This window comes from Methylomonas sp. PHL2-19 (genome assembly GCF_059331595.1).
Genome location: NZ_CP196839.1, coordinates 1,734,648 through 1,747,938, shown reverse-complemented (window position 1 = coordinate 1,747,938; position 13,291 = coordinate 1,734,648). Strand labels below are relative to the sequence as shown.

At 47.4% G+C, this 13,291-nt stretch carries 10 protein-coding genes; 6 read left to right on the top strand and 4 right to left on the bottom strand.

Annotated elements, in window-relative coordinates; translation table 11 throughout:
• Window positions 1–34 precede the first annotated feature (34 nt).
• Both purH and purD read left to right on the top strand, forming a co-directional pair.
• Complete coding sequence (gene purH / locus ACR02O_RS08305) at window positions 35–1,615, top strand: bifunctional phosphoribosylaminoimidazolecarboxamide formyltransferase/IMP cyclohydrolase (protein WP_494523188.1); 1,581 nt, start codon at window positions 35–37, stop codon at window positions 1,613–1,615.
• A 16-nt stretch (window positions 1,616–1,631) separates the two neighbouring features.
• Complete coding sequence (gene purD, locus ACR02O_RS08300) at window positions 1,632–2,915, top strand: phosphoribosylamine--glycine ligase (RefSeq protein WP_458136866.1); 1,284 nt, start codon at window positions 1,632–1,634, stop codon at window positions 2,913–2,915.
• Between the two features lie 80 nt (window positions 2,916–2,995).
• Here purD and ACR02O_RS08295 read toward each other — a convergent pair whose 3' ends face one another.
• Both ACR02O_RS08295 and ACR02O_RS08290 read right to left on the bottom strand, forming a co-directional pair.
• Window positions 2,996–3,400, bottom strand: coding sequence for a septal ring lytic transglycosylase RlpA family protein (locus ACR02O_RS08295; RefSeq protein WP_064010231.1), 405 nt, complete (start codon window positions 3,398–3,400; stop codon window positions 2,996–2,998).
• A gap of 187 nt (window positions 3,401–3,587) precedes the next feature.
• A complete protein-coding gene (locus tag ACR02O_RS08290) occupies window positions 3,588–3,950 on the bottom strand; it encodes a SirB2 family protein (protein ID WP_458136865.1) in 363 nt (120 codons plus the stop codon).
• Between ACR02O_RS08290 and ACR02O_RS08285 the strand changes: the two genes are divergently transcribed.
• The 4 genes from ACR02O_RS08285 to ACR02O_RS08270 all read left to right on the top strand — a co-directional run bounded on the left by ACR02O_RS08285 (window position 3,949) and on the right by ACR02O_RS08270 (window position 7,583).
• The gene (locus ACR02O_RS08285) at window positions 3,949–4,284 is read left to right on the top strand and encodes a hypothetical protein (protein ID WP_494523187.1); all 336 of its coding nucleotides are present in this window, start codon (window positions 3,949–3,951) and stop codon (window positions 4,282–4,284) included. The genes ACR02O_RS08290 and ACR02O_RS08285 overlap by 2 nt on opposite strands.
• A 188-nt stretch (window positions 4,285–4,472) precedes the next feature.
• Complete coding sequence (locus ACR02O_RS08280) at window positions 4,473–4,670, top strand: hypothetical protein (RefSeq protein ID WP_033155670.1); 198 nt, start codon at window positions 4,473–4,475, stop codon at window positions 4,668–4,670.
• 152 nt (window positions 4,671–4,822) lie between these two features.
• Complete coding sequence (locus tag ACR02O_RS08275) at window positions 4,823–7,099, top strand: Tex family protein (protein WP_458136863.1); 2,277 nt, start codon at window positions 4,823–4,825, stop codon at window positions 7,097–7,099.
• A 103-nt stretch (window positions 7,100–7,202) separates the two neighbouring features.
• A complete protein-coding gene (locus ACR02O_RS08270) occupies window positions 7,203–7,583 on the top strand; it encodes an exosortase system-associated protein, TIGR04073 family (protein WP_033155672.1) in 381 nt (126 codons plus the stop codon).
• A 44-nt stretch (window positions 7,584–7,627) separates the two neighbouring features.
• On the opposite strand, the gene ACR02O_RS08265 is transcribed toward ACR02O_RS08270, so the two are convergent.
• Window positions 7,628–11,074 (bottom strand): AAA family ATPase, encoded by a 3,447-nt coding sequence (locus ACR02O_RS08265; protein WP_494523186.1) that lies wholly within the window; start codon window positions 11,072–11,074, stop codon window positions 7,628–7,630.
• Between the two features lie 140 nt (window positions 11,075–11,214).
• The gene (locus ACR02O_RS08260; protein WP_494523185.1) at window positions 11,215–13,251 is read right to left on the bottom strand and encodes a tetratricopeptide repeat protein; all 2,037 of its coding nucleotides are present in this window, start codon (window positions 13,249–13,251) and stop codon (window positions 11,215–11,217) included.
• Between the last annotated feature and the right edge of the window lie 40 nt (window positions 13,252–13,291).

The following is a 13,291-nucleotide window of genomic DNA, read 5'->3' as shown; positions in this document are numbered from 1 at the left end:
CCAACCCTTCTTTTTACCCTTTCTTGAGGTTTGCATGAATCCCACTTTGGGCATAAATAAAAAAGTGACCCGCGCATTGGTCAGCGTTTCCGACAAAGCCGGTATTCTGGAATTTTGCCGAGAACTCAGCCACCTGGGCATCGAGCTATTATCCACCGGCGGTACGGCTAAACTGCTAGCCGACAATAATATTGCCGTTACCGAAGTCTCCGACTACACCGGCTTCCCGGAAATGATGGACGGTCGCGTTAAAACCCTGCATCCCAAAGTTCACGGCGGCATTCTAGGTCGGCGCGGTATTGATGACGCAGTGATGGCCGAGAACGGCATCAAAGCCATCGATATGGTGGTAGTCAACTTGTATCCCTTCGAACAAACCGTCGCAAAACCCGATTGCGGCCTGGAAACCGCGATAGAAAATATCGACATTGGCGGCCCGAGCATGATCCGGGGCGCAGCCAAGAACCATAACGACGTGGCTATCGTTGTCGATCCAGTCGATTACCCGAAAATATTGGCCGAGTTACAAGCTAATGCCAACGCCCTAAGCCACGACACCCGTTTTAAATTGGCGCTAAAGAGCTTCGAGCATACCGCGCGTTACGACACAATGATTGCCGCCTACCTCAGTAAAGTCGTCGATAGCGGCGATTTCCCGGAAACTCTAAATCTGCAATTCCACCGCCTGCAGAGCATGCGTTACGGCGAAAATCCCCATCAAAACGCGGCATTTTATGGTGAAAAAAATCCACCCGCCGGCAGCATAGCCGCTGCCAAACAGTTACAAGGCAAGGAATTGTCTTACAACAATATTGCCGACGCCGATGCGGCATTGGAATGTGTCAAAGCGTTTAACGACCAACCAACCTGCGTGATCGTCAAACACGCCAATCCTTGCGGCGTTGCGGTAAGCGGTGACATTTTCGACGCCTACAATCTGGCGTACGCGACCGACCCGACTTCCGCATTTGGCGGCATTATCGCTTTCAACCGCGAATTGGACGAAAAGACTGCTGCAGAAATCGCAGGACGCCAGTTCGTCGAAGTGATCATCGCGCCGGCCATATCAGCGGGTGCGCAAGCGGCGTTGGCTAAAAAACAGAACGTCCGGGTTCTGGAAACCGGCTATTGGACAAATACCCATGAATCAGCTTTAGATTTTAAACGCATCACAGGCGGCTTATTAGTTCAGGACAAGGATACCGGCAAGATTGGCGCTGCCGATTTGAAAGTAGTCAGCAAACGCGCACCAACTGAACAAGAATTGGCGGACCTATTATTCGTCTGGAAAGTCGCTAAATTTGTTAAATCCAATGCCATCGTTTACGGCAAAAACGGCCAAACCATCGGCATTGGCGCCGGACAAATGAGTCGAGTTTATTCGGCAAAAATCGCCGGCATCAAGGCCGCCGACGAAGGTTTAACGGTGCAGGGCTCGGTCATGGCATCCGACGCCTTTTTTCCGTTCCGCGACGGCATCGACGCGGCCGCGGCGGCCGGCATAACCGCAGTTATTCATCCAGGTGGCTCGATGCGCGATGCAGAAGTGATTGCCGCCGCCGACGAACACAATATCGCGATGGTGTTGACCGGCATGCGGCATTTCAGACATTAATACGGGACAACCTTATATGAACATTTTGATCGTAGGTAGTGGCGGCCGAGAACACGCCTTGGCCTGGAAAGTCAGGCAATCCGCAAAAGCCGGCAACGTCTACGTTGCGCCTGGTAACGCTGGCACTGCCCTGGAACACGGCATAAACAATGTAGATATTCAGGCCGACGATATCGAAGGTTTATTGAGTTTCGCTCAAGCCCGAGACATAGAGCTCACCATAATTGGACCGGAGGTACCCTTAGTCAAAGGCATCGTTGACCGATTTTCCGCCGCTGGTTTGAAGTGCTTCGGGCCGACTGCTCAAGCCGCGCAGTTGGAAGGCTCCAAATCCTTCTGTAAGGATTTTATGATCCGCCACGGCATCCCCACAGCCGCATACGAAAGTTTTACAGAAGTTGAACCGGCAATCGCTTATATTCGCGAAAATGGCGCACCCATCGTTGTCAAAGCCGATGGTTTGGCAGCCGGTAAAGGCGTAGTCGTCGCCCAATCCGAACAAGAGGCAATTGCCGCGGTTCAAGACATGTTAGCCGGCAATACGTTTGGCACGGCCGGGCACCGGGTGGTGATTGAAGAATTTTTGGATGGCGAAGAAGCCAGTTTTATCGTTATCGCCGACGGCTTGCATGCCTTGGCCATGGCCACCTCTCAAGATCACAAGGCCCGCGACAACGGCGATCAAGGCCCCAACACCGGCGGCATGGGGGCCTATTCTCCCGCACCTGTCGTGACACCGGAGATTCACCAGCGCGTCATGGATGAGGTAATTTTGCCCACTTTGCAAGGCATGCGTGAAGACGGTAACGAATATACCGGCTTTCTCTACGCCGGCCTAATGATAGGCAAGAACGGTAGTATCAAAGTGTTGGAATACAACTGCCGCTTTGGCGATCCGGAAACCCAACCGATCATGATGCGTTTAAAAAGCGATTTGGTTGAACTTTGTCTGGCGGCCATAGATAAACAACTTGATCATACGACCACCGAGTGGGACGAACGCCCTTCATTGGGTGTCGTACTCGCAGCCGGCGGCTATCCCGACGACTATGCCAAAGGCCATCCAATCAGCGGATTACCGGGCAATATTGGTGACGATTTTAAAGTGTTTCATGCCGGCACCAAACAAGTTGCAGGCCAAGTAGTCACCGCTGGAGGCCGAGTATTATGCGCGTGTGCATTGGGCGACAGCATCGCTCAAGCCCAGGAAAAAGCCTACGAGCTATGCAGACAAATCAACTGGCAGGATGTGTATTTCCGAACAGACATCGGTTTTAAAGCGATTAAAGAAACCGCTTAACAAGTAAGTTTGAGAGATTTCAGAATAAGCGAGGACGATGTAATCCGGTCCGTAGACCGAATTACATCGCTACAGGCAACTTAGGCGTCGCCTACACGCAGAACTTCAAGTTTGACTTTCGCCAAGCCTGCTTGGATAAAACCAAGCTCGCTGGCCGCCCTTTTGGACACATCAAGCAGCCGCTTATTGGCTTTATGAGCGCGGCTATTTATCCGCAACTCGACACTACGATTATTACTAAGATTAACGACACGCACCAAAGAACCAAACGGCAAGCTCGCGTGAGCCGCAGTTAATGCGTTTTTATCATAAAATTCACCGTTTGCTGTCCGCTGACCATGCATTTTGTCGCTGTAATACGATGCGACGCCGCTTTGTTCAAGGGAAAGAAAACCGTTCCTTTCTGTTTTCGCTAAACCTACAGAGCTAAAAGACGCTAGACTCGCTGAAAGCAATAATATTGCCGTCAATTTCGTTTTTCGCATCCTACCCTCCTTACGTTGAGTATTGACAGGAGGTTTGAGGTTATCCGAATAAAAACGCTTTGACAAGCTTTTTTCGTTAGCCTACAAATTTCACAATCTGTCAATAACTATTTTTCGCAAGCCAAATTTATCTACTCTCTAAGAAACACAAGGCCTCGCGGGCAAACCCCAACGCATAGAACAACACTTAAAAAAAGAAAAAAACCTGCTTAGTCACAGCAACCTTGGAGATGTAATACAAACAAATCAATGCGCCACCAAAAGCCAACCATCGCGAACGTCCCGATTGGCGAATCGCCACAATCCCCAAGCCAATGTAAACTATCAACATCAATAGCTTGGCTACAATCCAAGCAAATTCTGCTGACAACCAATCTCCTTGGAAAACCAAGGCAAATCCGGTCAACAAGACCAAACTCGCAATAACATGCGGACCAATTTTTAGCCATTTCTGCTCCAACAGGGCTGGCTTTAGCTCGGCAAGCACCACTCGCCCAATAAAGCTGACGACCAAAACTGCCACGAAAAGAAGATGTATGTGTTTAAGCATGAGTACCCCAAATTTAGCTAAAGATTATTTTCGAGCCGCCTCCATTCGAACAACACAACGCCGTAAGAACAAACAGACTGCCAGATTCAAATTCCAATCCTACCATGCAACCTGCACGATGGCCGAAGTTAACCATACCTCCTTTCTCTTCATCGCCCCGCAGAACACTCGACAAACGATAGGAATTTCCCGCAATATTTCTAAACTTGCCGCCGCAATGCAAGCTTCGGGCATACGGCATAAATGCATAGCAAACCGCGCCGAAACAGATACGCAGCAACAGCATCACATCAAAACCGGATACTTTTCAGCCAAAAGAAAAGCCCATAATTAATTGATTTTATTAGAAAAATAAAACACCTATCAATCAAAACGAATAATCGCAAAAATATTGTTTTGACACAAAACAGTTTTGAGTGTAAAAAATGCACCGTCGACCAACAATAATACTAATTTCGACATACAACTCGAGTTGCCCCGTTTAGGGCTAATTATTACAACAACAAGATGAGGATTATAAAAATGGCTGAACAAGAAAAAGACAATACCTTTACTGTAGTTGCTGTTGTTACTGCAATTGCTATTGCTGGCGTCGTTTTGCTGAAAGCGGATGAAACCAAACATCTCAAATACAGCGGCGAAACTTCTGCCCAAGCTGAAGCCCAAGTTTTGGCAAAGCATAAAGATTTTAATAACGACGTTTTAAGCCAAGCGAAATAATTTTTGCTTAGCAATTTAGGCGCCAGCTGAAAATTCAGCTGGCGCCTTTTTTGTGCCTGCAAGTTTCTCACTCCATTTCTGATAGTTCGCTTTTTCAAGAACCCACGCTAATGTAGAATTGAGCCTTTATACCAATTTTATTTTAGCTACAGATGGACGTTATCCAACGCATTGCCGAAGAACTTTCAGTTAAGCCGCAACAAGTCGCCGCCGCAGCCGCCCTATTGGACGATGGCGCCACGGTGCCCTTCATAGCCCGCTATCGCAAAGAAGTCACCGGTGGCCTGGACGATACGCAATTGCGAAATCTTGAGGAAAGATTGATTTATTTGCGGGAACTTAACAGCCGCCGCGACTCAATTCTCGACACCATTCGCTCGCAAGGAAAGCTCACCCCGGAACTGGAACTAGCAATACTCGACGCCGACACCAAAACGCTTCTGGAAGACCTATACCTACCCTACAAGCCTAAACGCCGCACCAAAGCGCAAATTGCTCGCGAAGCCGGTCTTGAACCATTAGCCGACGCCATCCTGGATAATCGCGACCTAATCCCCGAACAAATCGCAGCTAGCTATATCGATGCTGAAAAAGGTATCGCGGATGTCGCGGCGGCCCTGGAGGGCGCCCGTCAGATCATCATGGAGCGTATTTCCGAAGATGCCGAACTACTTGCTGAATTGCGCGAACGTGTTTGGAATAAGGGGATCCTGCACGCTAGCGTCGTGACCAGCAAGGAAGCAGAGGCAGCCAAATTCAAGGATTATTTCGACTATAGCGAAGCGATCAATAAGATTCCGTCGCACCGTGCCTTGGCCTTGTTCCGCGGTCGTAACGAGGATTTACTGTCCTTAACCCTGAAACCGGCGGAACTGGATCAAGAAGAACATCAGTTATGTTCACAATTCGTTAGTCAACGCCTTCAAGTTAAAGACACAGAAAAACCCGCCGATGCCTGGTTGGCCGAAACCGCCCGCTTTGCCTGGAAAATCAAATTATTTACCCGTATCGATATGGATCTAAAGCTGAGACTGCGCGAAGCCGCCGAGCAAGAAGCCATTAGAGTGTTTGCCAGCAATTTGCGCGACTTGATGCTGGCGGCGCCAGCAGGTCCCAAAGCGACCATGGGCCTGGACCCCGGCATTCGCACAGGTGTCAAAGTTGCTGTGGTTGACGCAACCGGCAAGCTGTTGACCACAGAAACCATTTACCCACATCAACCTAAGAACCAGTGGGATCAATCGATAGCAGTTCTGGCTAAATTGATCAAGCAGCACCAAGTACAACTGGTGAGTATCGGTAACGGCACCGCTTCTCGGGAAACTGATCAATTGGTTGCAGACTTGATGAAGCAACATAAAGACCTTAATTTTCAAAAAATCACAGTTTCCGAAGCCGGCGCGTCGGTATATTCGGCATCGGAACTGGCTGCCAAGGAGTTTCCAGACCTCGACGTCTCATTACGCGGCGCAGTATCGATAGCCCGCCGGCTACAAGACCCACTGGCGGAACTGGTGAAAATCGATCCAAAATCGATAGGCGTTGGTCAATACCAACATGATGTTAACCAAGTGCAATTGGCTCGTATGCTAGATACCGTGGTAGAGGATTGCGTGAACGCGGTCGGCGTAGACGTAAACACAGCTTCGGTAGCTTTGCTGAAACAAGTATCCGGACTTAGCAGCAGCATCAGCGAAAACATCGTTGCGTTTCGCGATGCGAATGGCCCGTTTGCGAACCGCAATCAGCTGAAAAAAGTGCCGCGCCTAGGCGATAAAGCGTTCGAACAAGCCGCCGGCTTTCTCAGAGTCATGAACGGCGACAACCCGCTAGACGCATCTGCCGTACATCCAGAAGCCTACCCCGTGATCAATGCAATCCTAGATGATACGGGCAAATCAATCCGCGACTTGATCGGCCAAAGCCAGTTTTTACGCGGCCTGAATCCGGCAAACTATGCCAACGCCAATTTTGGCGTTCCCACCGTCTCGGATATTTTGCAGGAACTGGAAAAACCCGGCCGCGACCCGCGTCCGGAGTTTAAAAGCGTACAATTCAAGGATGGTGTTGAGAAAATTACCGATCTTGAACCCGGCATGACTTTAGACGGCGTCGTGACCAATGTCGCCAATTTCGGTGCTTTTGTGGACATCGGCGTACACCAAGACGGTTTGGTGCATATTTCACACCTGGCGGACGACTTTGTTAAAGATCCGCGTAGCGTCGTAAAAACCGGCGATATGGTAAAAGTACGTGTACTGGAAGTGGATGTAGCACGCCAGCGTATTTCTCTAAGCATGCGAAAAAACGTGGATGCCGGTGAGATTATTCCAAAAGAAAAACCGCAAAAAACTGCTCATAAACCCAAACAACAACCCGCGCTACAGAACAGCATGAGCAGTGCATTTGCCAAGGCGTTGAAAAAGTAAACAGTTCAGGGCTCTGCTATACTTTCGAGCGATTGTCGGTCGAAGCGGTAAATCCGACTCGACCAACAGATTCTCAAATCCATTCTCATATACAGGATCAGTTATGAATCGAAATACTCGCGCCCTGACCACTGTTTTATTCGCAGCTTTTCTAATGACCAGCTTGCCAAGCCTAGCGGAAGAGGCCGAAACCTATGGCGAAACCTTCGGGCGAAAACTGACTACCGGCCTCGCCAACATCACCACATCTTCCCTGGAAATACCGAAAAACATTATTTTAATCAATAATCAAAGCAATGTTATTTACGGCTTTATCGGCGGGACTTTTAAAGGGTTATTGAACATGGGAGGAAGAATCGGCGTCGGCGTGCTGGATTTGGTTTCCTCGCCAATCCCTACGCAGCCCATCGTCTATCCTTTATATGTTTGGGACAATTTCAACGCGGAAACCACCTACGGCAAAGCCTTCCGCCCCAGCAATTAATTACTTAATTTTGTGGTGGAGCATTCACCTACTCCACCGTCAGATCAAGCAACCATCTTCAACTCACTCATACCGTTGGCTTTTTTTACCAATTCAATCTGCGTTTTAATGCGCTTTTTTACCCCTTCGACGTGGGAAATTACACCGACCGTTTTCCCTTGAGTCTTCAAGCCTTCTAAGGCACTCATTGCCAGATACAGGGCTTCCGCATCTAAATTACCAAAGCCCTCATCCAGAAACAGTGAATCGATCGCCTTACCGTTGTTGGCAATCTCAGCTAGCGCCAAGGCCAAAGCCAAACTGACCACAAAGCTCTCCCCGCCAGACAAGGTTTTCGGCAATCGCCGTAGATTTTTTTGTTTGGTATCTTCAACCTCTAACGCCAAACCATTATCACTAGCCAAACTGCGAATATAGTAACGTCCGCTTAGTTTTTCCAAAATCCGGTTGGCTTGCGACAACAAATTATCCACCAACAACTGTTGAATACGCCGCCGGAAACCACCCTGCTCGTCGTTAATCAACTTCATTTCCGCTTCGGCTTGCGCGTGTATCACCCTTTGCTCAGCCAAAAGCGCCTGAAGGCTCTGATATTTTTCTTGATAAGCTGACTGTTTATCCAGCTTAGTTTCCAACGTAGCTACTTCTTGTTCGGCTATATCGATTTTCTGGGATAGCTGACGTTGCATTCCCAAAAGATCGGCTTCGTTTAAATTGGCCGGCATAACCGCCAATTCATTTTGTAAATCGGCTGACAGTTTAGCCAGTTCTTCGCCGATTGCTGCCAATTGCGTATTTTGCTGTTCCAGCTTTTGCTCAATTTCCGCCCGCCTATCGATCAGCTCTAAAGCCGACCGTAAACTATCGACATCAGCAAAAACGCCACCCGCAATTTTATTAGCTAGAACTCGCCGCATTGCATCTAGTTCGAGTTGCTGGGTGGCTATTTGCCGCTCCAATTCGACGATGAGTTTTTGCTTCTCCAGGATAACTAAATGCAAACCCAGCGATTCTTCCGTTTGCAAGCTAGTCAAAGCGTCAGCCGTCTGCTCCTGATAACTGGCTATTTTTGCTTGGCTGGCTTGCAGTCTATCTTGCAAGCTAGCAACTTCCTCCAGCAAGCCCTTCTGACGTAACTCGCGGATTTGGTAATCCTGGCGCCGAGTATTGAGCTTATCGAAGACTATATTTTCTTTGCCTTTTCCTGGTAACTTCTCACCCAATAAAGCCAACTGCTTTTCCAGTTTATCAACAAGCGCCTTTTGCTCCGCCGTACGACTAGCGAAAAGCTGTTCGGATTCGATGTATTCCTGAGGCCGATTACGCCAAGTGGCATCAAGTTGCTCCACCGACGCCGTTAATTTTTCTACCAAAGCGTGCTTGGCTTCTAGCTCGGCCGTCCACTTAGCCACATTACGCTGTAACTGCGCGTGATCATTGACCAGGTTTTTGATTTTCTCCAACTCCTGGGCTTCTGCGTCCCACAAGCGTTTTTGCAAAGACAAATTATTGATGTCCAGCTCCGCACTGACGGCGTTTAAACGGTTGCTCAAAACCAACCATTGCGAGCGCATTTGCTGCAATCTTTGCTGCCGAGCTGACAATTGACTACCTTGCTTTTTTGCCACTGCCAACTGCCCGGAGACACTATCGATAGCCGCTTTTAAGGCCTGCATCTTGCCGCGCTGATCGACTAAGGCTTTTTTAGAGTTGGTTTGGATTGGCGGTTTAGAAATATAGGGATGATCTAAGGAGCCACATAAAAAACACGGTTTACCATCAACCAACTTGCCGCGATCACCGCTAAATTTTTTCAGCAATGCCTCATTCAGCACGGCTTGCTCCAAGGCTTTGCCGATATTCTCTTCACGGTCCATCTCGTCTCGCAGGGCATCCAGCCTGGCTTGCAAGCGAGTCTCATCGGGCAGTTCCGGCGCTTTATTACGAGAGAACCAACTAAAAAAACTTTTTTTGGTAAATTTGGCATTAACCGCAGCCAGCGAGTGCAGTTCCTGAAAATCATTGACCCGTGTTTGCTGCTCTACCAGTAACTCCTTCAACTCCTCGAAACTTTTACCTTGCGCCAACTCCAGTAGGGTTTTACGTGCAGCTTCAATACGCTCATTCAAATCGGCAACCGCCGTTTTAGTATCGCGTAAAGCAGTCTGGTTTTTTTTCAGCGCCGCAGTCGTGTTTTTAGTCCAATTGGCTTGAGTCTTCTGCTTACCGGCCAACTCCACCAGTTCTGTCCGAAGATTACGTAACTGCACCACGTCGGGAAAGTCAGACTGCAAACTAGCATCCACCTGATGATCTTGCAACCAGCCGTCTATTTCCGCAAGACTGGCCTTTCTTTCGTCCAATTGCTGTTGCAGCTTCTGCACCAGTTCGGCTTCACGCGGCAACTCCAGCTTCAGATCACCCACTTTCAATTTCAGCGCATCAATAGCCTGTTTTTGCTCCTCTACGCTTTTACCGTTCAGGCTTGGGACGATTGCGTTACTGACATCTTCACCAAGTTGGCGCTGTAGCGCATTCAGCTCCTGACGATAAGCATCCAAGGTCGCCTGACTCTGGACAATCTGTCCCTGCTTACCATCCAATAAAATTACTTCTTCGCGAAACTGCGTCGCTTGCTGAAAATCGGCAATTTTCTGTAAATCGTCTTGTAACAGCTTAATTTGCGCTTCAACTTTCTTTGACTGTTCGAGAAGTTGTCTTTGGAGCCCTTCTAGCGAATGAATGTTTTCGATTGTCAGTAGCTGCTGTTGCAACTGTTTTTGTTGGTTTTTTAACTCAGCAACTTGATCCTTGAAATCCTGTAAGTCATGCTCGCCGGCTTGCAAGGCTTCCGGACTGAGTAAAGGAATCAGATCAATATCCTGTTGTAGTTGCGTTAAACGACTGAGCGATGTGTGAAAGTTACCTTCAGTCCGCTGCCGATACTCAACATAGATCTGGGTACCGCTGATTTTTTCCAGAATGTCCATGCGCTCGCTATCCAGCGCATTTAGAAAAGCCGCAAAGTCGCCCTGCGGCAAAACCATGGATTTGCTGAATTTATGAAAGTCCATGCCCGTCAATTCGGCAATTTTGGTCCGTACTGTATTTGGTGTCCTGGCGAGTAACTCCGAATCATCGTTTAACTTAGTCAAGCTCATTTCCGGCTGTAAAACCTGATCTTGATTTGCGTCAGCAGGCCGTTTTACCTGCCATGAGGAACGAAACCTCTCGCCGTCCAAAGCAAATTCAACCTGTGCATAACTATCGTTTGCCTGCTTGGTGATTACATGTTCTGCAGGCTTGTCGAAACGAAAAGTTTCTCCGTATAGGCCTAGCGTAATCACATCAAGGATACTGGTCTTACCGGAGCCGTTAGGGCCAGTGATAGCAAACACACCGCTGTCGGCGATAGGTCCCTGGTCGAAATCGACTCGGCCTTCACCTTCCAGTGAATTGATATTTTTGAAGACGATATTGAGTATCCGCATAATCCCAGGCTTTAAGGGCTGTTGGTGGCAACTTGCTCAAACTAGAATAGCATTAGGCTAATCCTAGCAAATTGGATTGACAATCTATGCGGGTATTTTAGTGAATTTGAATTGGGGCTGCTGGATAATATCTGTTGGTCTCATTGCGGCGCCGTCGTCGGCACAGCAACTAATTTCTTGCGATGCATTGCATCTCTAAGCGTTTGGAACTCCTGAGCATCAAACCCGTTTGCATTACCAAGGCTTTCCGCATGTCGAATCACATTTTCAGCATGATCGAATTCGTTGAGCGTTACAAATAAATAAGCTTTTTCCGCGTAGAAATACATTCTTTCAGGAGACAGGGCAATTGCTTTATCTACAAACTCAAGTGCGCGGGCCGCATCCCCCTGATTGAAATAAATCTTTGCCTTGATCAGATAAATCATCGGGACATCAAAATAACTGGGTTGGGCTAACACCGCATCAATCCAATCCGTTAAATTTTCAGCGATATTTTTGCACTCATAGTCACCATTAATCAGGCAGTTCGCGGCGCTGCGTAGACCGAGCATAGTACGAAGTGGATATGTTTTTGCCGTTATCCGTCGCAGTATCTCTTCATGAATACGCCCTTTCAAAGCCTCCATATAGCTACTATCAAGAACAAGTGGCGCGTCATAAGATTGAGGTAACGCAATATTTTGCTGATCTTTACTAACATCGTGATAGTAGATCAATCTGTTGAGCTCCATAAAGACCTCCAATAATGTAGAAACTTCAAAGGTATTTAGTTGCGCGGCAATGAGATAGTGGTTGTAGGTTTCCACATTAGGCCCATGCTTCAACTCAAGACTATTTGCGTAAACGCTGTTGGTCCGTGCTGATTGCGGATGATTGCGCACCTCGAAGTAACTAAAACTGTCCAGACTGGACCAAATTGATGAGCGAGCGTAAGTAGCAAGCGCCAAACTAATAACAATGCAGGCATAAAGCGAATTAAGCATCCACTCGCTTACTCTTTTAACAAAAATCTCATAAACCGAGACCACACCACCAATAACAATGCCAATGCTAGGTAAGTAATTACGGTGTTCGTATATCAACTCTAACGGATAAATAGTAGATTCGATGCTATGGCCGACAAAAAACCAAAGGATGCCAAAACTTAGAAAGGGTATTTTTCTGCGGAGACTGTTGTTAAGTGCAACAACTATCAGAAAAATAATGCCAATCATTGATAGCAATGTGCTCGCAGGTTCCAACAAACCTTTGCTTAACGAAAAGTCATCATGAAACAAGCCTAACTGGGTATTGTCTGGATAGAACAACAAACCAAGGTAATAAAACAAAATCCTGCTCTCAGTCATGACTCGTTCTAATAACGTAAAATCACGGAACTGATAGCCACTCAAAATATACTCAGGATGCTTCCACAGATAACCAGCACAAAACAATATAGGAATGACTACGGTAATAGCATAGTAACTGTAAATTTTATTTCGAAGCGCCCGCTCAGAGACTGCCGGCATTAGCGTCAACTCACAGACGACAATCAACAATGGCAGTAGCAGCGAATTTTCCTTTGCTAACCCCCCTAGCGTAACACCAAAGAAACATCCGACCGCCATATGCACGATTCCACTAGGTTTTTCTAAATTTAAGCGGCCCCTAAGAAAAACTAAAAAACCACTCAACATAAAAAAGCAGGCCATACTGGTCATCCTTTGCACCACATACAAAACTCCGGTTAGTTGCAATGGATGAACGGCCCAAATTAGGGCTGATAGAAAAGCTAATTTTTGCGCCGGGTAGCTAGGCGCGGCGATAGCTATCAATAAGCGGCTTAAAAAAAACACCAAAAAACTGTTAAGTATATGAATACCTATGTTCGTTAGTTTATAAGCAGTTCGATCAAAATTTTTTCCAGCAAAATAATAATTCAATGCAAAACTTAAACTGGCTAATGGGCGTTTCAATGCGCTACTCGTATTTGCACTCCATGCCGATAATAAGGACTGGCTATTCAATCCATTTAGGGTTATTCCAGTATTATCTAAAATATTCGGATAATCGTCGGCCAAAAATGGGCCTGTTCTGCCAGGCGCATAAACGCTTAAAATCAATAGGCACAAAAAAACCAGTTTTAGCCAACTTGCTTGCCACCATTGCCTGCCAAGTTCATTTGTAGGGATCATAATCGCGTTTCATTTCAGAACATTGCCTTAAAAAAAAGGG

What these genes read in the sequence shown, in the direction of transcription:
- purD (WP_458136866.1), top strand. Translation starts at nt 1,632, where the DNA reads ATGAACATTTTGATCGTAGGTAGTGGCGGCCGAGAACACGCCTTGGCC.
- ACR02O_RS08275 (WP_458136863.1), top strand. Translation starts at nt 4,823, where the DNA reads ATGGACGTTATCCAACGCATTGCCGAAGAACTTTCAGTTAAGCCGCAA.
- ACR02O_RS08290 (WP_458136865.1), bottom strand. Translation starts at nt 3,950, where the DNA reads ATGCTTAAACACATACATCTTCTTTTCGTGGCAGTTTTGGTCGTCAGC.
- ACR02O_RS08280 (WP_033155670.1), top strand. Translation starts at nt 4,473, where the DNA reads ATGGCTGAACAAGAAAAAGACAATACCTTTACTGTAGTTGCTGTTGTT.
- ACR02O_RS08285 (WP_494523187.1), top strand. Translation starts at nt 3,949, where the DNA reads ATGAGTACCCCAAATTTAGCTAAAGATTATTTTCGAGCCGCCTCCATT.
- ACR02O_RS08260 (WP_494523185.1), bottom strand. Translation starts at nt 13,251, where the DNA reads ATGATCCCTACAAATGAACTTGGCAGGCAATGGTGGCAAGCAAGTTGG.
- ACR02O_RS08270 (WP_033155672.1), top strand. Translation starts at nt 7,203, where the DNA reads ATGAATCGAAATACTCGCGCCCTGACCACTGTTTTATTCGCAGCTTTT.
- purH (WP_494523188.1), top strand. Translation starts at nt 35, where the DNA reads ATGAATCCCACTTTGGGCATAAATAAAAAAGTGACCCGCGCATTGGTC.
- ACR02O_RS08265 (WP_494523186.1), bottom strand. Translation starts at nt 11,074, where the DNA reads ATGCGGATACTCAATATCGTCTTCAAAAATATCAATTCACTGGAAGGT.
- ACR02O_RS08295 (WP_064010231.1), bottom strand. Translation starts at nt 3,400, where the DNA reads ATGCGAAAAACGAAATTGACGGCAATATTATTGCTTTCAGCGAGTCTA.